15 protein-coding genes are annotated in these 17,720 nt (G+C 64.4%); 10 read left to right on the top strand and 5 right to left on the bottom strand.

Features of this window, described 5'->3' with window-relative positions; genetic code table 11:
• The first annotated feature begins 13 nt into the window (after positions 1-13).
• Positions 14-1,144, top strand: a complete 1,131-nt coding sequence (locus ACO076_RS00660) for an extracellular solute-binding protein (RefSeq protein ID WP_421724810.1) — start codon at positions 14-16, stop codon at positions 1,142-1,144.
• A 351-nt stretch (positions 1,145-1,495) separates the two neighbouring features.
• Positions 1,496-3,028, top strand: coding sequence for an FGGY-family carbohydrate kinase (locus ACO076_RS00655; RefSeq protein ID WP_421724809.1), 1,533 nt, complete (start codon positions 1,496-1,498; stop codon positions 3,026-3,028).
• A gap of 100 nt (positions 3,029-3,128) precedes the next feature.
• Here ACO076_RS00655 and ACO076_RS00650 read toward each other — a convergent pair whose 3' ends face one another.
• Both ACO076_RS00650 and ACO076_RS00645 read right to left on the bottom strand, forming a co-directional pair.
• The gene (locus ACO076_RS00650) at positions 3,129-4,133 is read right to left on the bottom strand and encodes a hypothetical protein (RefSeq protein WP_421724808.1); all 1,005 of its coding nucleotides are present in this window, start codon (positions 4,131-4,133) and stop codon (positions 3,129-3,131) included.
• A gap of 132 nt (positions 4,134-4,265) precedes the next feature.
• Positions 4,266-5,321 (bottom strand): LacI family DNA-binding transcriptional regulator, encoded by a 1,056-nt coding sequence (locus ACO076_RS00645; RefSeq protein ID WP_421724807.1) that lies wholly within the window; start codon positions 5,319-5,321, stop codon positions 4,266-4,268.
• 352 nt (positions 5,322-5,673) lie between these two features.
• Between ACO076_RS00645 and ACO076_RS00640 the strand changes: the two genes are divergently transcribed.
• The 7 genes from ACO076_RS00640 (at position 5,674) to ACO076_RS00610 (ending at position 13,144) form a co-directional block, all read left to right on the top strand.
• Entirely contained in the window at positions 5,674-6,768 is a 1,095-nt protein-coding gene (locus ACO076_RS00640) for a Gfo/Idh/MocA family protein (protein ID WP_421724806.1), read from the top strand.
• A gap of 19 nt (positions 6,769-6,787) precedes the next feature.
• Positions 6,788-7,702, top strand: a complete 915-nt coding sequence (locus ACO076_RS00635; RefSeq protein WP_421724805.1) for a sugar phosphate isomerase/epimerase family protein — start codon at positions 6,788-6,790, stop codon at positions 7,700-7,702.
• Between the two features lie 64 nt (positions 7,703-7,766).
• Positions 7,767-8,951: an aldose 1-epimerase family protein gene (locus ACO076_RS00630; protein ID WP_421724804.1), complete on the top strand. Its 1,185-nt coding sequence runs from the start codon at positions 7,767-7,769 to the stop codon at positions 8,949-8,951.
• Positions 8,948-9,742, top strand: a complete 795-nt coding sequence (locus ACO076_RS00625; protein ID WP_421724803.1) for an SDR family NAD(P)-dependent oxidoreductase — start codon at positions 8,948-8,950, stop codon at positions 9,740-9,742. The genes ACO076_RS00630 and ACO076_RS00625 overlap by 4 nt, the downstream gene beginning before the upstream one ends.
• Positions 9,743-9,797: 55 nt before the next feature.
• Complete coding sequence (locus tag ACO076_RS00620; RefSeq protein ID WP_421724802.1) at positions 9,798-10,994, top strand: CaiB/BaiF CoA transferase family protein; 1,197 nt, start codon at positions 9,798-9,800, stop codon at positions 10,992-10,994.
• Between the two features lie 17 nt (positions 10,995-11,011).
• Positions 11,012-11,779: an enoyl-CoA hydratase/isomerase family protein gene (locus tag ACO076_RS00615; RefSeq protein WP_421724801.1), complete on the top strand. Its 768-nt coding sequence runs from the start codon at positions 11,012-11,014 to the stop codon at positions 11,777-11,779.
• Between the two features lie 201 nt (positions 11,780-11,980).
• A complete protein-coding gene (locus ACO076_RS00610; RefSeq protein ID WP_421724800.1) occupies positions 11,981-13,144 on the top strand; it encodes a cobalamin-independent methionine synthase II family protein in 1,164 nt (387 codons plus the stop codon).
• Positions 13,145-13,148: 4 nt separating this feature from the next.
• On the opposite strand, the gene ACO076_RS00605 is transcribed toward ACO076_RS00610, so the two are convergent.
• Together ACO076_RS00605 and ACO076_RS00600 are read right to left on the bottom strand one after the other, a co-directional pair.
• Positions 13,149-14,360, bottom strand: coding sequence for an enolase C-terminal domain-like protein (locus tag ACO076_RS00605; protein ID WP_421724799.1), 1,212 nt, complete (start codon positions 14,358-14,360; stop codon positions 13,149-13,151).
• Positions 14,361-14,458: 98 nt separating this feature from the next.
• Positions 14,459-14,902: an ATP-binding cassette domain-containing protein gene (locus tag ACO076_RS00600; protein ID WP_421724798.1), complete on the bottom strand. Its 444-nt coding sequence runs from the start codon at positions 14,900-14,902 to the stop codon at positions 14,459-14,461.
• A gap of 111 nt (positions 14,903-15,013) precedes the next feature.
• Here ACO076_RS00600 and ACO076_RS00595 point away from each other — a divergent pair, with 111 nt between their 5' ends.
• Positions 15,014-16,363: a hypothetical protein gene (locus ACO076_RS00595; protein WP_421724797.1), complete on the top strand. Its 1,350-nt coding sequence runs from the start codon at positions 15,014-15,016 to the stop codon at positions 16,361-16,363.
• Positions 16,364-16,452: 89 nt separating this feature from the next.
• On the opposite strand, the gene ACO076_RS00590 is transcribed toward ACO076_RS00595, so the two are convergent.
• Positions 16,453-17,625, bottom strand: a complete 1,173-nt coding sequence (locus ACO076_RS00590) for a CaiB/BaiF CoA transferase family protein (RefSeq protein WP_421724796.1) — start codon at positions 17,623-17,625, stop codon at positions 16,453-16,455.
• Between the last annotated feature and the right edge of the window lie 95 nt (positions 17,626-17,720).

Genomic DNA, 17,720 nt, shown 5'->3' with positions numbered 1-17,720 from the left:
CCCGGAGGATCACATGCGCAAGCCGTTGTTGGCCGCTGTGTTGGCGGCAGGCGTCGCCGTGACGCACGGCGCTTCCGCTGCCGAACTGAACGACATGAGCTGGGACGACATCGTGGCCCAGGCCAAGGAAGAGGGGGAAGTGACGTTCTTCTCCTGGTGGGCGGAGGAGTGGTGGCGCACCGCCGCGCAACAGTTCGAGGACGAGACCGGCATCGAGGTGAACGTCATCATCGGCGACACCGGTCCGACCTTGAACAAACTGCTCGCCGAGAAGGATCGCGACGAGGGCACCATCGACGTCATCCACTTCGGCGGTTCGGCGACCAAAACCATCATGGACGCAAGCCTGCTGCACCCCAACATTCAGGACATCGTGCCTGGCGCCGACAAGCTCGATCCGAAGCTCAGCGCGGTGCAGGAAGGCGTCGACGTGAAAGGTCACGTCATCCCGGTCTACCGCAACCAGACCGGCCTGCTCTACAATCCGGATCGGGTCTCGAGCCCGCCGCAGAGCTGGGACGAGCTGGTCGCCTTCATCGCCGAGAACCCCAACCAGTTCGCCTTCACTGACCCGACCAAGGGTGGTTCGGGCCAGGCGATGGTTCAGACTGCGCTCTTCAACGTGCTGAATGACGCCGACCGTTATGAGGGCGATACCGAACTCGACGAAGCGAAGGTCGCCGACTGGGATCAGGTCTGGGCGTGGTTCAACGACATCGAAGACGAGGTGATCATCACCGCCTCGAATTTCGATTCGATCGAGCGGCTTAATCAGGGCGAGGTCTCGCTGGTGGTCGCCTGGGACGACGACACCTCGATCGCGCTGAAGAAGGGCACCCTTTCGCCGGCTAACAAACTCTACATCCCGGAGATGGGCCTGCCCGGTGGCGGCGACACGCTCGGCGTCGTCGGCAACGCCCCAAACAAGGCCGCGGGTCTCGCCTTCATCGCGTATCTGGTTCGGCCCGAGGTCCAGACCCAGATGAACCAGATGATCGGCAGCTACCTGGCGCGGACCGATGTCGCGGGTCAGAGCGAGCTGATCCCGGAAGAGCAACGCCAGCAGTTCGGTACCGGCTGGGTGCCGGCGCCCTACAAGGCCCACTTCGCCAAGGAGTTCGTGGCGAACGTGCTGCAGCAGTAAGCGGCTCCATCGAAAGTAGCGGGTGGCGCGGGAAGCGCCATCCGCCTTGATCGCATAGGCCTACGCGACGGTTGACGGCAGCCATCGCCCCGGACCATTACGCCGGCTGAGCCAGAGCCTTCCGCCAGCCGGGCACGCCAGATCGGCCGGTGACCCTCGGAACCGGCTGTATCCCGATCGGGCGATACCGACGCCACGATTTTCCAACATCCCCTCGCATTGTTTCCTCGTCTCGACGCGGGCTTAGGCGCCTGCATTAGCCGTGGGATTTGGCGGCGGCCGCGGGATCGCGCAAAACTGCGATTCGGAAGCCGGCGTGCAGGGCGCCGTGCGGGAAGGGACGCGCTTGGCATGACGGATGACGGACAGGCCCTCATCGGGATCGATATGGGCACTACTTCGCTGCGTGCCATTGCCTTCGATGCCCGTGGCCGCAAGCTTGCGGTCGGGTCGCGCCCGACGCCGATGGACGCGACCGACACCGGCGGCACGTTCGATCCCGATCGGATCTGGGTCTGCGTTCAGGAGGCGCTGACCGATGTCGGAACAGCGCTCGCCGGCCGGCCGGTCGCCGGGATCGCGGTGTCGAGTATTGGCGAAAGCCCGGTTCTGATCGACGAGGCCGGCCAGTCGATCGCGCCATCGATCGTGTGGTTCGACCGGCGGACCGAGCCGCAAGCCGAACGGTTGTCCGAGACGGTCGGCTACGATCGCATTGTCGGCATCACCGGCCTCACCATCCATGCCATCGGGACGCTGCCCAAGCTGATGTGGATGACCGAGCATTGGCCGGAGGCGATGGCGCGAGCGCGCCACATCCTGATGATGGGCGACTGGATCACCTATCGGCTATCGGGGACGGCCGTGACCGACCCGTCGCTCGCCTCGCGGACGCTCTACTTTGATATCGGACAACGCGCCTGGTCCGAGGAACTGCTGGCGGTCGCCGGTGTGGACCGCGATAGGCTTCCGGAACTGGCTGCCAGCGGCCGGCCCGTCGGGTCGCTCGAACCCGCCGTGGCGTCGGCCACCGGCATCGCCGGCGATCCGGTCGTCGCGGTCGGCGGGCACGATCATGTGCTCGGCGCCTTCGCGACCGGGCTCGACCGGCTGGGGACTGTGGTCAACAGCATCGGCACGGCCGAAGCCGTACTGATGGCGACGCCGGAGACGCTGACGTCGCCGGAGACCGGCCGCCGGGGATACGAGCAGGGGGCGATCGAGACAGCGCGGCCGATGTCTTATCTATGCGCGAGCCAGTTCTGCTCCGGCCGGGCGATGGAGTGGCTTCGCCAGATGATCGGCACGCCGCCGCAAGACGAACTGATCGCCGCGGCGACGGCCGAGCCGGTCGGGAGCGGCGGCATCGTCTTCCTGCCGCACATGATCAACAGTCCGCCGCCGGAACCTGATCCGCACGCCCGCGGGGCTTTCGTCGGGCTGACCCCGCGCGCGACGCCGGCGCAGCTCTATCGCGCGGTCCTGGAAGGACTCGCCATGCAATCAAAGGCGAGCCTTGACGGCATGGTTAGCCTGCCGGGGGCCGAACCGGTGCGGGAAATCCGGCTGATCGGTGGCGCATCGCGTAACCGGCTGCTGCTGGCGATCAAGGCCAACGTGATGGGCCGGCCGATCACCGTGGTCGACGAACCGGAAGCCACCGCACTCGGCGCCGCCCTGCTGGGCGGGGTCGCCGCCGGCTTGTTCCCATCGCTCGACGCCGCGCTGACAGAGCTCGATCGCGAGGAATTCGTGGTTGAGCCTGACGATACGGCGACCCGCTACGACAGCCTGCGGACGACGGTGTTCGCCGACATCCACGCCAGGATGCGGCCGGTCAACCGGCGGATCGACGCCTTTCTCGGAGGCAATGCTTCGGGATGAGGAATGAATCAGCCAGAAGCGCCGGTGTAGACGTTGCTGCCGGAGGCGTGCGGGCGGCGACGATACCGTCTGTCTGATGATGGGCGCCTGAGATCGCCGATCAGCGGCGCTTCTTCGCGCCGCCCTTCAGCACCGGGTCGGTGATCACCTTGTCCTTGCTGAGTGGCAGGACCGGCTTGATGCCGTCCTTCTTCAGGCCGTCGTGGTAGGCCTTCACCGCCTCCTCCGGCCCAACATCGCCTTCGACGACGGCCCGCATGTACCGCACCAGTGCGATCGGATCGTCGGCGAGGTTGATCTTGCGGCCGAACAGGGCGACTCGGGCGCCGTGGCGTTCCGCCTGGGCGATCAATTCGAACGTGTCGCGGGTGGTCCCCTTCGAGCCGCCGAGGATGCCGACGACGAGTCGACCGGGATCCCAGCCGGAGAGCTCTTCCATAGCCGCCGGGCCATTGTACTGCAGCTTGAGGAAATGGGGATGATCGTCCTGCATGACGCCGGCAAGGACGCGGACGATGTTATCGTTGATGAACGAGCCGATGTCGGCGCCGTCGCGCAAACCGATGTCGAAGGCGGGATTAAACACCTCGAGGAAGTGCCGCATCTTGTGGCCGGCCGCCTCGTCGCGATAGGCGGAATAAGCGTCGCCCGTGGCGGCGTCGTGATCGGTGTTGTTGGAGAACGTGATCGAATAGAGCCCGAGGTCGACATACTTGCGCGCCTGCTCGATCCGCGCCGTGCGGTGCGGCAGCGACGGCGTATCCTTGTAGGCGCCGCCGCGGGCCGACCAGATGTCGGTGGTGTCGTTGAGGCGGATGGCCGGCGTGACCTTGCTCTTCTTGAACAGCCCGTCCAGCGACAGACGCTCGGCCGAGGATGCCGACAGCAGCATCACGTCGACGAGCCCGGACTCGGTCATTTCGCGGATGGCCTGCAGATGCGCGGCACGCGGCTTGAAGCGACCGGGCCGATCGCGGTCCGGGCCGGCGGCGCTGGCGCCAAATCCGATGTCGCCATCCTTGGCGTCGGCGATGATGAAATCGGTGGGCTTGTACTTGCCGGAGCGGATCGCGGCGAGCTTCGCGTCGAGTGTCTTCTTGGCCATGGGTCTCTGATTGGATGAGGGTCGGGAGGGCTTGATCGGGCGGGCGCTACGCCCACGATGGAAGGTCGGCGGCAGACGTGACATGCCACTGCCAGCGGGTCAACCGGCTCGCCGTCCCGATACGGAGCCGCCTCACGCAGCGGGGATGTTTTCCTTGAAGACGGCTTGCGTCCGGATCGGCACCAGGTCGGCCGGCGGCAGTTTCCGCGCAGCCCTGATCAGATGATCGATCGCATCGCGGGCCTCGACCCGCGGGTTCTGATCGATGACCGCATCAACGGTTCCGGAGACGAGAAACCCACGGGTGTGTTCAGTCAGTTCATGACAGATGAAAACGACCTCGCGGGCGCGGCCGGCTTCTTCCAGCGCCGTCGCCAGGCCGCGGTTGCCGGCGCCGATGTTGTAGATGCCGCCGAGGTCCGGGTAGTTCGAGATCAGGGCGCGGGCGTCGCGGTAGGCCTGGTCGAGGTCGTCCCTGACTTCGCGCAGTTCAACCACCTCGAGGTTCGGGTACTCTTCTGAGAGGATGTGGCGGAAGCCCATCTCGCGCTCCTCATGGCCGCGATAGCTCAGGCTTCCGGCAAAGAGCGCCACCTGCTGCTGCCCGCCGCCCATGAAGCGGCCGAGGATGTGGCCGGCGAGCCGGCCCGCGGCCCGGTTGTCGATCCCGACATAGGCCAGCCGCGGTACGTTCGAGATGTCGGACACCATGGTCAGGACCGGCGTTCCACCTACCGCTACGTCGCGGATCGCCTCCCTGACGATCGGATGATCGAGGGCGATCACGCCGATGCCGTCAGTGTACGGCTTCAGTTCGCCGAGCTTGGACGCCAGTGCTTGCGGATTGAAGCCTTCGATCAGATGGACGCGAACGCTGGCCCCCGGAGCGCGTTCGGCGCCGATCGCCTCGAGGTGGCGGGCGAGTTCCTTCAGGAACGTGTTGGTGCCGCCGGGCAGCAGGAAGTCGATGGCGACCGTCTGGTCGGCGTGCGCCGAGGCGAAGGAACCGGCGTCGGGCAGGTAGCCGAGTTGCTTCGCGACGGTCAGGACGCGGTCGCGCGTCTTCTCGCGGACCCCGTCGCGGTTGTTGAGCGTCCGGTCGACGGTCGCGGTGCTGACGCCGGCCTCCCGGGCGACTTCGGCAATGGTGACACGGGCCGGAATCAACCGATCGATGGGTTCACGCATTCGATGTCCTCACGGCTGGCTACCAAGTCCGTACACAGGCTCCAGGCTCCTAAATGATGTTATTTCAATCAAAACATCAAGCTTTTATGAGAAATTGGCACTGACGGCGATTAATGCTGGTGAAGCGCGATCAAGGTAATCTATTGAAAAATAAATATGAAAAGAAGTGAGTGCATAAACGAGCTATCATCGATGATGGTTCATGCGTTGACGTTTCGATTGAAATTCGATCAAATAGCGGCAAAGACGATACGGCCTGGGAGGGGTCGGCTATGTTGAATCACCGCAATATCCGTAGCGAATCCTTTCGATCGCAAGTCGCAGCGGCGCGACGATCGCGGTGGTTGGCCTGATGGCCGACAGTCTGGGCTTCACGCCGGACCCCGAGGTCCGTACTCGGGATTTCAGGATCGGCTGCATCGGCGCCGGCATGATCATGGCCGAGTGTCATCTGGCCGCCTACAGGCAAGCCGGGTTTCCGGTCGCAGCGATCGCGTCGCGAACCAAGGCTAATGCGCAGAAGGTGGCGGACCGCTGGGGGATTCCCAACGTTCACGACACGCCGGAAGCGCTGATCGCCGACCCGGAGATCGAAATCCTCGACATTGCCTTCCCGCCGGACCAGCAGCCGGACCTGGTCCGCGCCGCGCTCAAGCAGCCGCATATCAAGGGCATCCTCGCCCAGAAGCCACTGTCGCTGACCCTCGACGAGGCGATCGCGCTCCGCGACGAGGCGACCGCGGCCGGCAAGGTGCTCTCGGTCAATCAGAACATGCGCTACGACCAGTCGATGCGGGTCTTGAAGCAGATCCTCGACCGGGGCGACCTCGGCGACATCGTCTTCGCCCAAATCGACATGCATGCCATCCCGCACTGGCAGACCTTCCTCGCCGACTACGACCGGCTGACGCTGGCCAATATGAGCGTCCATCATCTCGACGTGCTGCGGTTTCTGTTCGGCGATCCGGAGGAAATTTACACCGCCGCCCGCACCGACCCGCGAACGGAATTCGCCCACACCGACGGGATCACGATCTCGACGCTCCGCTTCCCGAGCGGTGTCCTTGCCGTGTCATTGGAGGACGTCTGGTCCGGCCCGCGTGGCGACGATTACGACGACGATCAACACATCAACTGGCGAGTCGACGGAACCGAAGGCGTCGCCAAGGGAACCATCGGCTGGCCGACCGGCGTCGCCTCGACCCTCACCTATGCCTCGACCAAGGCGACCGGCGGCAAGTGGGTGACGCCGACCTGGGAGACGATGTGGTTTCCCCATGCCTTCATCGGCGTGATGGAGCAGTTGCAGCACGCTCTGAAGACCGGCGATCCCCCGGCGCTGACCGTCGCCGACAACGTCAAGACCGTGGCGCTGATCGAAGCCGGTTACCGGTCGATGGCCGAGAACCGGCCGGTCAAACTGTCCGAAATTCCAACGCGAGCCTAGAGGACGAGGAGACGACACCATGATGCAAGTGGGTATCTTCACCGGATACTTCCCCTACGGCCTCGAAGAGACTGCCCAGAAGATCCGCGGGCTCGGGTTCAACACCGTCCAGCTCGACCTCCATTTCAAGGACGTCGACCTGTCGGCCGGGCAGATCACCAAGGAAAAAGCGAAGCGGGTGCGCGACACCTTTCGCGATCACAATCTGCCGATCTGCTGCGTCTCCGGCTACACCAACATCGTTCATCCCGATAAGGCGGAGCGCGACAAGCGCGTCGCATATCTCAAGGAGATCATCCGCCACGCCCGCGATCTCGGTTCGCCCTATGTCATCTCCGAAACCGGCACGTTCGATCCGGACAGTGACTGGGTCCATCACCCGAAGAACAAGACCGAGGAAGGCTTCGAGACCTGTCGGGAGATCATCGCCGATCTCGCCCAGACCGCCTACGACCACGGATCGATGTTCCTGCTCGAGACCTACGTCAACAACGTCGTCGGCTCGGTTGAGGAGACCGTGAAGATGTTTGCCCAGGTCGACCATCCCGCGCTCGGGCTGCTGATGGACCCGACCAACTACTTCGAGGCCCACAACATCGACGCCATGGACACCATCCTGCACCAGGTCTTCGACACGCTCGGCGACAGGATCAAGATCGCTCATGCCAAGGACGTGAAGCGGTCCGGCACCGACAAATCGGAGAAGCATGCCGACATCGGCGACGACGACGCGATGGAGAGCCACACCTTCCGTGGCGTCGGCGAGATCGAGCTGCCGGCGCCGGGGTTGGGCGAGTTGAACTACGACCTCTACTTCCAGCTCCTCGCCAAGAAGCACCCGAACATCCCGATGATCATCGAGCATCTCGAGGAATCGGATGTACCGCGCGCGAAGACGTTCGTCGACGGCAAGCTCCGCACCAACGGGCTCTAACAGCATCAACCATACGCCTCACGTCGACGAAGAGACGCGGGGCAACTCTCAAACGGAGCGGGTCATGGTCAGGCTCTACGGACGCGAGGCGACGCGACGGAGCGTCGCTCAACACGCCGGGGCGCTGTCGCAGTTTGCCGGCGTGCGGCTGATGACACTCGGCGACGGGCTCGAACGAGGCATCCGGATGCTGGAGTTTCGCACAGGCACGGGCTTCCGGTTCACCGCGCTGGTCGATCGGGCTCTCGACGTTGCCGATTGCGAGTATCGCGGCGCGGCGATCGGCTGGCACTCGCCGGCGGGTTTCCGAAATCCGGCGCTCCATGAATACGAGGGCGAGGGCGGGCTCGGCTGGCTGCGATCGTTTTCCGGGCTGATGGTGACCTGCGGCCTCGACCACATCCTGTTCATGGATTCCGACCCGGCCGATCACTACCACTATGTCCACCGCAAGACGGTCGACTCTTCGATCCACGGCCGGATCGGGACGATCCCGGCGCGGCTCGTCGGGTACGGCGAGACCTGGGACGGTGACGACTGTACGCTGTGGTGCGAGGGGATCGTACAGCAGGCGACGGTGTTCGGCGAGGATCTGCATCTGATCCGCCGGATCGAAGCCAAGGTCGGCGAGAGCGCCTTCACGCTGCGCGATCGGGTCGTCAATCACGGCTTCTACAAGACGCCGCACATGTATCTCTACCACATCAATCTGGGTTATCCGGTGCTCGCCGAAGGCAGCCGCTACCTCGCGCCGATCCGGCAAACCGTGTGGGCGGCACACGCCGAAACCTACCGCGATCAGGGCGTCGGCTATCGGACCCTACCCAGTCCGCAGTTCGCGTTTCACGAGCAGGTCTGGCAGCACGAGATGGTCGCCGACGCCGACGGTCGCGTGCCGGTGGCGGTCGTGAACGATGACTTCGACGGTGGTCGCGGCCTCGGCTTCATGATCGAGACCAACAGGGCCGAGTTTCCCTGTCAGTACGAATGGCAGAATTTCCAGGAGGGCCAGTATGCGATCGGTATCGAACCGTCGACCAATCACGTGTTCGGCAAGCCGTTCGCGCGGGAGCGGGGGGAGCTGATCGTGCTGGAGCACGGGGACGAGCGGCATTACACGACACGGTTCGCCGTTCTCGACGGCGCCGATGCAATCGGCGCGGCGGCGTCGCGCATCGGCGCGATCGTGCGGCAGCCCGAGGACGACTATCCGCAGCCGACCGACACATGGGAGGCTCTGAGGCAGTGAACGTCAAGACATCGCCTCTGACCAAGACGCGAACGGCTGCCGCGCCGGATTTCTCCGGCGTCACGGTGCTCCTGACCGGCGGTGCCGGTGGGCTGGGCGTGCCCGTTGCCCTGGGCTTTGCCGACGCGGGGGCGACCGTCGTGGTTATCGATGTCCGTGACGATGGCCGCGACCTGTTGCGGCCCCAAACTTCGGATGGCACCGGCCAGGTTATCTACGAACAGTGCGACCTTGCTGATGAGGCCTTCATGGGCGAGGTGAACCGGATCGTTGCCGAGCACGGCGTGATCGACGTCCTGATCAACAACGCCGCCGTCTATCCGGCCAGGCCCTTCGAGGATTTCACGTTCGCGGAGTATCGCCTGGTGCAGGAGGTCAACGTCGATGCCCATGTGCAGTGCGCTATGGCGGTTTTGCCGGGCATGCGCGACCAAGGGTGGGGGCGTGTCATCAACGTTTCGAGCGTCACCTTCTATGGCGGCTGGGACAAGCTCTTCCCCTATGTCGCGTCGAAGGGGGCGCTGATCGGGCTGACCCGCGCCTGGGCGCGCGAACTCGGCCAGTACGGCGTGACGGTCAACGCGGTCGCGCCGGGCGCGTTTCCGACGGACGCGGAGATGATTCACCCCGACCCCGAAAAGTACAATCAGTTCATCCTCGACCGGCAGGCGCTGAAGCGGCGCGGGCATCCGTCCGACATCGCCAACATCATGATGTTCCTGGCCTCCGATCAGGCGAGTTTCATCACCGGTCAGACGATCAATGTCGACGGCGGTTGGGTGATGCAATGATCGCTGTTGCGCCGGCATCGCGGGCCGATCACCAACGCTGGCAGGACCCAAGCCGATGAATGTTTTGAGCGGCTATCGCGTTCTCGATTGTTCGATCGCCATGTCTGGCCCGTTTGCCGCGCAACGGCTCGGCGATCTTGGCGCCGACGTGGTCAAGGTCGAGCCGGTGACCGGGGAGTGGCAGCGCCATACGTCGGCCGGCGGCGCGCAGGGCAACAAGGTCAACGTCTCGTTCCTGTCGCTCAACCGCAACAAGCGTTCCCTGGCGATCAATCTCAAGTCGCCGGATGGCAAAGCCGTGCTGCTCGACCTGGTGAAGACGGCCGACGTTTTCCTCCAGAACTATCGACCGGGCGTCGCCAAGCGGCTCGGTGTCGACTATGAGTCGCTGTCGGTGATCAATCCGAAGCTGATCTATGTGTCGATCTCAGGCTACGGCGAAAGTGGCCCCTACGTTGATCGGCCCGGACAGGACCTGATCCTGCAAGGGATGTCGGGGGCGATGTTGTCGGCGGGCCGTGACGGCGAGCCACCGACGCCGTCGGGGCAATATCTGGTCGATGCGGTTGCCGCGTACACCGCCTTCGAAGGGGCGCTGGCGGCGCTGCTTCATCGCGAGCGAACCGGCGAAGGCCAGCTCGTCCAGGTCAACATGCTCGATGCGATCACGACGCTGCAGATGCAGGAACTCGCGGTGTTCATGGTCGGCGGCAAACCGCAGGAACGGTCGGCGGAGCCGCACGCCCATGTGTACATCCGCGCCCCCTATGGCGCCTTCGCCACCAGCGACGGCTTCATCATCGTGGCGTTCCCGTCGATGAAGCGGTTCGGCGAGGTGATCGGCGAGCCGGCGTTCCTCGACATGGACGACGAAACCGACACCTGGTCGCGCCGCGACGATATCTACGCCAAGACCCGCGCGCGTCTCGTCACCAAGACGTCGGCGGAGTGGCTCGACCTGTTCCGCGCCAACGACATCTGGGCGGGACCGGTCTACGGCTATGCCGATCTGGTCGCCGATCCGCAGATCGAACACAATCAGACCCTGGTCGAATATGACCATCCGACCGAGGGCAGGGTGAAGACCCCAGGGTTCCCGATCCGCTTTTCCAAGACACCGTCTGAGGTCTATCGCGGCGCGCCGCTCGCCGGTGAGCATACCGAAGCGGTGCTCAAGGAAGCCGGCTACAGCGACGAACGGATCGCCGCGCTCGCGGCGGAAGGGGCGATCGGCGTCGGCGAGGCCGACTGACAGCAAAGGACACTGCAATGGATGACGTCACCTTTTCGGTCGATGGCCACGTTGCGACGATCACCCTGAACCGCCCCGCTAAACTCAACGCGGTGACGCCGGAGATGGCGGACGCGATCGTCGCCCATGTCGGGACCTGCAACGACAGCGACACCATCCGTTGCGTCATCGTCACCGGTGCCGGCGAGCGGTCGTTCTGCGCCGGATCGGATATCGGAGAACTCGACCGATACGATACGCCGTGGGCCTTCCGGAATCGTCCCGACTACTGCGACGCGATCCGCTCGCTGCTCAAGCCGACGATCGCCGCGGTCAACGGCTATGCCTTTGGCGGTGGGCTGGAGACGGCGATGAGCTGCGATATCCGGATCGCGTCGGACAACGCCCAGTTCGCCGCGCCGGAAATCAAGCTCGGCTGGATCGGCGGCGGCGGCATGGCGACCTTCCTCACCCACTCGATCGGCCCATCCAACGCGGCGATGATGATCATGACCGGCGATCCGGTTGCCGCCGAGCAGGCGCTTGCCTGGGGCCTGGTCAGCGCGGTCACGACCCAGGCTGAGCTTCTCCCCCGGGCCAGCGAAATCGCGTCGACCATTGCCACGCGGGCTCCGATCGCCGCCGAAACCGCCAAGCTCAATCTGAAGGCGGCGTTCGCGATGCCGCAGGAGAAGGCGATCGAATACGAGCGCGATCTGCAGACGATCTGCTTCGCCACGGAGGATGCCGCCGAGGGCCGCGCCGCGTTTGCCGAGAAACGGGCCCCGCTCTTCCGGCGGCGGTGAGAGCCGATGTCAGGCTGGGTCGCAGTGAATTCCGCGGTGAGTACGGAGGGTCTCTTGGACAAAAACGGGTTTGATATATGATAATTGCGAACGGCCGAGTCAGACAGAGTCGACGATAACGATCGACTCCGTACGCGGGTGCTCAGGCAACGCGGCGAGACTGTTGACCGGCTTGTCATTCAAGGGGGAAACACAAGCTCCATGAAACATAGCATCGATCGTATCCGCACCACCCACGTCGGAAGCCTGCCGCGACCGCACGATCTTCTCGACATGCTGAAGCTGCGACTGGCCGGGGAGCCGGTTGACGAGGCAGCGTTCCAGGCGCTCCTGAAGCGGTCGGTGGAAGACATGGTCGGCAAGCAGGTGGAGGCCGGCCTCGACACCGTCGCCGATGGTGAGATGTCCAAACCGGGGCACGCGGTCTACATCAACGACCGCCTGTCCGGATTCGAAGCGCGGCCCGACACGGAGGTCCCCATCTACGTGGAGGAGAAGGCCGCGTTTCCCGAGTACTACGAGGACTATTTCCAGCGCGCCATGCTGGGTGGCGCGATCGCGCCGTCAGCGCCGATGTTTTGCGTCGGCGCGATTCGCTATGTCGGCCAGGAGGCGCTGAAGACCGATCTGGAAAACCTGCAGGCGGCGGTCGACAAGTACGGCTGTGACGAGGCGTTCATGCCGTCGGCGGCCGTCACTGGCGTCGGCTTCAACGAATACTACCCCTCCGAGGAAGCCTATATGTTCGCGCTGGCCGACGCGATCTCGGAGGAGTACCGGGCGATCATCGACGCCGGCTTCCTGCTGCAGGTGGACGATCCGTTTCTGCCCAACGTCTATATGGACACGTCACTGGACGAAGCCGCGCGCCTGGCCAAGGCATCGCTCTATGTCGACGCCGTCAATCACAGCCTCAAGGGGATACCGTCGGAGAAGGTCCGCTTCCACACCTGCTACGGCATCAACCAGGGACCGCGCATCTATGAACCGGACCTGCCGGACATGATCGATCAGGTGCTGCGCGTGAACGCCGGCGCCTACTCGTTCGAGGCCGGCAATCCCCGTCACGAGCACGAGTATCATCTCTGGGAGAACGTGAAGCTTCCCGACGGCAAGCTCATCATCCCCGGCGTCATCACTCATGCCTCCAGCGTTGTCGAGCATCCCGAATACGTTGCCGAGCGCATCGTGCGCTTCGCCGAGCGGGTCGGCCGCGAGAACGTCATCGCCAGCGCCGACTGCGGGTTCTCATCCCAGGCGATGTACAAGACCGAGGTCGAGCCGCGGATCGTTTGGGCCAAGTTCAAGGCCCTCAGCGAGGGCGCGAAAATCGCCAGCAGCAGGCTGTGGGAATTAGTGGCCTGAATCGTCAGGTGTACTCAAACAGCTGGATCGTGTTGGACCGGATGTAGTCCCAGTCGTAGGTGACGCCGAGGCCGGGACCGTCGGGGACGCCGACGCTGCCATCCCGGTCGATACAGTCGAGCTGGTCGCTGTAGCCGCAGGTGTAGACCGGTGGGATCGCGTTGGGGCAGTCCGGTCCGACCAGGGCGATCTCGTAGAAGTTGGTGTTGCGCATCGCGCTCACCACGGCCCGGTGTGCCGGTCCGGTCGCGTGAACCTCGCAGTCGACGCCCAGCGCTTCGGCGAGATGGGCGATCTTCATCGCGCCGGTGATGCCCATGTCGTATTCGGGGTCCGACCGGAGAAAGTCGGTGCCGCCGGCGAGGATGAAGTCGGCCTTCGGCTCAACACCGCGAATATGCTCGGTCTGCAGGATGGGCGTGCGCAGTTTCTCGCGCAGCAGCTTGTGTGCATGGGCGCTGGTGCCGGCGTCGCGGAATGGGTCCTCATACCAGAAGTAGTTGGCGTCGTCGCAGGCGCGCCCGACATAAAGGGCGTCGGCGAAGGTCCGTAGCTCACAGGCGCAATCGATCATCAGCGTCATGCCGTCGCCGACGACCTTGCGGACGTAGAGCAGGTTCTCCGCTTCCTCCCGCGCGTCGCCCTCGTGCCAACCGTGAATCTTGAAGGCGCGGTAACCAATGTCGGCGCAGTAATTGGCGAAGTCGGCGAAGGCTTCCTTGCTGTCCAGCCCACCGTTGCGATCACCGTGATAGGTCGACGCGTAAGCCGGCAGGCGATGACGATAGCCGCCCAGCAAGCGGGAGACCGAGGCGCCGTATTTCTTGCCGGCAAGGTCCCAGAGTGCGATGTCGATGGGCCCCTGTCCCATACGATCGTATTGGCGCAACTCGCGCTTCATGTCGTCATAGAGACCCTCGCGGGCTTCGGCGTCGCGGCCGACCAACATCGGTGCAAGCATGGCGGTTTGCGCGAAGGCCGATTGCGTCCCCACATAGTGGGTGACGTATTCGCCACGACACCCGTCGGCGGTTTCGATGGCGATCGCATAGCGGGACATCGTAGTCGACTGACCCGGTGCGTACTCCACCGCGCCGCCGGGGGTGCCGCCGGCCCGGTCGAGGGACGCCGGATCGTCGCCGACAACGCCGAGGTTGGCCGCCTCGAATGTGAATTGGCGCAGTTCAATGCGCGAAATGATCGAACGATCCGTCATCTGGGGCTCCTAAGCGTTTGCCCGGCCCCGCACTGCCAACACACGTTGAACAAGGCCACCAATGCGACGGATCGCTAGCACGGTACGCCATCGTTCCACTAGTGGCTCATGATGATATCGGTGAGTTCGTTGAGCGAGGTTTCAGACTTCGGGACGCTCTTCACATTCCGGCCATAAGACATGATGGCGAAGCGGTCGCAGACCCGGAACGCGTGATAGAGGTTGTGAGTGACGAACACGCAGGACACGCCCGAGTCCGCGAGGTCCCGCATGATCGCCAGCACCGTCTCGGTCTCGCGGATCGAAAGCGCGCTGGTCGGTTCGTCGAGGAGCAGGATGTCACGCTTGAAATGCACCGCGCGGGCGATGGCGACGGCCTGCGCCTGGCCGCCGGACAGTTCCTCGACCAGGAGGTCGGGCGAGGTGATCCCGGCGATCTGAACATACTGGTCGAGGATGTCCATGGTGGTCGCCCGCTTCTCCCTGAGCACGATGCCGATCACCGAGCCGCGACCGCCGAACAGCGAGAGACCGCCGATCATCCTCGTCAGCACTCGTCGCCATCGAATCCGACTCCGGTTAGGTCGCAGCCCATTGAACGCGACGAGAATCATGCATAGACGTCATCGGCGAACGATGACGGGGACGCGACCATGGCGGACATCGGCCACGCAACCGAGCGATGGGATGACCTGCTCGTCCGGTTCGCGGAGCGCGATGTGGAGCGGCTGCTCAACGCGCAACACGAGCGTGGTCTGCTCAAATACGATCGGCCGGTGTGCATGGTCGCGCGGCCGCATTTCGTCGGCGAGGGCGAATATGCCCGGCATCGACAGGTGGTCCGTGTACTCTCGAACGCGCTCCGTAAGGCGCGTGACTATCTTGTCGCCGATCGGGCGCGCGAGGCCGAACACCTCGGCAAATTCTACGACTGGATCGGCGACCTTGTGCACCTGGAGCCAGCGGGTGCCGACCACGGCGCGATCACACGGCTCGATGCGTTTCGGAAGACCTCCGATCTGAACTTCATCGAACTCAATGCCGACTGCCCGGGCGGGACGGATCACAATGACGCGCTGGCGTCGATCTTCGCGGATATGGAGACGTTTCGCGCGATGGAGATGGAGTTCGGCTTGCGGGCTTTGTTGCTGCAGCCCGCCATGGCCGGCGCGTTCGTCGACGCCTGGCGAGATTGGGGCGGGACCGGCGCCCCAAGAGTAGCCGCGGTCGGATGGTTCGACCGGATCGGGACAACCGCCGATGCCGTGCTGCACGGCGCAAGACCGCTCCTCGAACACGGCATTGGTTCGATCGTTGCGGTGGATCCATCCGCGCTCGCGTTCGACGGCCAGCGATTGACCGCGGATGGCGCCCCCGTCGATGTGGTCTACCGGATGATGCTGACCCGCGATGTCCTGTCGTCCCTGGACGAATTGGGGCCATTGCTTGCCGCGCTTCGGCAACAGGCGGTCTGCATGGTCAACCCCTTCCGGTCGGAGTTGATGGGACACAAGGCGCTCTTTGCACTGATCACCGACCCGGATGTCGACCTCGGCCTCGATTCGACCGATCAGGACATCATCCGTGAGCATGTTCCCTGGGGCCGGCTTCTGCGCGAGGCTTCCTCGACCGATCCGGGCGGCAAGAGGATCGATCTCGTCGCGTATGTCATCGCCAACCAGAACGATCTCGTTCTCAAGCCAACGCATGAGGCCAAAGGCGACGGTGTCGAACTGGGATGGCGGCACAGCCCATCAGCGTGGGAGGCAGCGATCCGTGCCGCGCTCGAATCCGATTACATCGTCCAGAAACGCGTTCCGACCGAGCGTGTCTCGTATCCGGTTGTCGAGCCCGGCGTCCCGTCCAAGGCCGTCTATGAGGACACCGATCCGTTCGTCTGCCGGGGCGATCTGGCGGGATTCCTGACCCGCCTGTCGGAGGCGGAAATCGTGAACGTCGCCAAGGGCGGAAGCGTCGTTCCGACGTTCGTCGTCCAGGGGTAGGGCGCCGAGTCGGAGTCAAACCGGCCCGCCCGCCTAGGGCGGATCGGTCGTGACGTCTCCTCACGTGTGGTCGTTTCCGTCCGTTCCGGTCAGCCGTCGAGGCCGAACTCGCGGTCGATGACCGCGTTGTGCTCGCCGATAGCCGGCGCTGGGCGCGGGCTCGTCAGCGTGTCGCCGTCCACACGCACCGGGCTGCGTGTCGTCTCGACGGACTGGCCGCTGCCGAGATCGAGGCGCTGCAAGAAATCCAATGTCGCGAATCCTTCGGTCTCGAACAGGGCCGGCCAGTCCAGGACTTCCGATGCCCACACATCTTCTGCTTTGAGGCGCTCCATCCAGTGGGCGGTGGTCTGGTGTGCCAGATGATCCCGCAGCAGGGCCTTGATCTCGTCGCGGCGATCGAACCAGGACTGCGGATCGCTCATGTCGGCGATCGGCTCGCAGCCGAGGATCCGCCCGAGCCGGTCGACCGGCGTCATGGCGATCGCCACGTGGCCGTCGCTGGTCTGGTACACGCCGTAGGGCGCGGCAAGGTAGGCGTGGGCGTTGTTGACGCCGCTGCGACGCGGAAGCTTGCGGTCCGGGTCGTTGAGGTGCGTCGTCAGAACCTCGAACTGGAAATCCAGCACCGCCTCGAGAAGGCTGGTCTCGATATGGGCGCCCTTGCCGGTGGCGGCGCGACGCACCAGGGCGGCGAGCACGCCCTGCACGACGAAGTTCCCGGCGAGTTGGTCGGCAATCGCGAGGCCGATCGGTACGGGCGGGTGATCGGCATCGCCAGTAAGCCACATGATGCCGGAACGGGCCTGGGCGAGCAGGTCCTGACCCGGCAGATCGCGCCATTCGCCTTCGGCGCCGAAGCCGCTCACCGACGCGTAGACGACGCCGGGGTTGAACGCCTTCACCGACTCGTAGTCGAGACCGAGGCGCTCGATGATCCCCGGCCGGAAGTTCTGGATGACGATATCCGCCTTCGCCACCAGCCGCATAACCTTCTCCCGGTCGACCTCCGATTTGAGGTCGGCGGCGTAGCTTTGTTTGTTGCGGTTTATGGCGTGGAACAGCGTATTGGTGTTCCCGATGTCGATCTCCGAGAGATAGAGGTTGCGGCAGAGGTCGCCGACGCCCGGGCGTTCGATCTTGATGACCCGCGCGCCGAAATCGGCGAGCTTCAGACCGGCGAGCGGGCCAGCCAGGAACTGAGAGAAATCGACCACCAGCAGACCGGACAGGAGCCCGGTATCGTCGCTCGCCCCACTCATCGCGCGAGGCTCCGTTCGTCAGCGGTGTTGATTTTCATATGTCCTTCAGGCGGCATCTGTCCTTCAGGCGGCATCGTTCTCTCGCTGCTCGGCGA

The organism is Bauldia sp., from assembly GCF_965232525.1.
Lineage (GTDB): Bacteria > Pseudomonadota > Alphaproteobacteria > Rhizobiales > Kaistiaceae > Bauldia.
The sequence above is the reverse complement of the archived record's forward strand: the minus strand, read 5'-3'. Positions and strand labels throughout refer to the sequence as shown.

What these genes read in the sequence shown, in the direction of transcription:
- ACO076_RS00590 (WP_421724796.1), bottom strand. Translation starts at nt 17,625, where the DNA reads ATGAGTGGGGCGAGCGACGATACCGGGCTCCTGTCCGGTCTGCTGGTG.
- ACO076_RS00655 (WP_421724809.1), top strand. Translation starts at nt 1,496, where the DNA reads ATGACGGATGACGGACAGGCCCTCATCGGGATCGATATGGGCACTACT.
- ACO076_RS00600 (WP_421724798.1), bottom strand. Translation starts at nt 14,902, where the DNA reads ATGATCGGCGGTCTCTCGCTGTTCGGCGGTCGCGGCTCGGTGATCGGC.
- ACO076_RS00595 (WP_421724797.1), top strand. Translation starts at nt 15,014, where the DNA reads ATGGCGGACATCGGCCACGCAACCGAGCGATGGGATGACCTGCTCGTC.
- ACO076_RS00635 (WP_421724805.1), top strand. Translation starts at nt 6,788, where the DNA reads ATGATGCAAGTGGGTATCTTCACCGGATACTTCCCCTACGGCCTCGAA.
- ACO076_RS00610 (WP_421724800.1), top strand. Translation starts at nt 11,981, where the DNA reads ATGAAACATAGCATCGATCGTATCCGCACCACCCACGTCGGAAGCCTG.
- ACO076_RS00620 (WP_421724802.1), top strand. Translation starts at nt 9,798, where the DNA reads ATGAATGTTTTGAGCGGCTATCGCGTTCTCGATTGTTCGATCGCCATG.
- ACO076_RS00605 (WP_421724799.1), bottom strand. Translation starts at nt 14,360, where the DNA reads ATGACGGATCGTTCGATCATTTCGCGCATTGAACTGCGCCAATTCACA.
- ACO076_RS00645 (WP_421724807.1), bottom strand. Translation starts at nt 5,321, where the DNA reads ATGCGTGAACCCATCGATCGGTTGATTCCGGCCCGTGTCACCATTGCC.
- ACO076_RS00640 (WP_421724806.1), top strand. Translation starts at nt 5,674, where the DNA reads ATGGCCGACAGTCTGGGCTTCACGCCGGACCCCGAGGTCCGTACTCGG.
- ACO076_RS00650 (WP_421724808.1), bottom strand. Translation starts at nt 4,133, where the DNA reads ATGGCCAAGAAGACACTCGACGCGAAGCTCGCCGCGATCCGCTCCGGC.
- ACO076_RS00630 (WP_421724804.1), top strand. Translation starts at nt 7,767, where the DNA reads ATGGTCAGGCTCTACGGACGCGAGGCGACGCGACGGAGCGTCGCTCAA.
- ACO076_RS00615 (WP_421724801.1), top strand. Translation starts at nt 11,012, where the DNA reads ATGGATGACGTCACCTTTTCGGTCGATGGCCACGTTGCGACGATCACC.
- ACO076_RS00660 (WP_421724810.1), top strand. Translation starts at nt 14, where the DNA reads ATGCGCAAGCCGTTGTTGGCCGCTGTGTTGGCGGCAGGCGTCGCCGTG.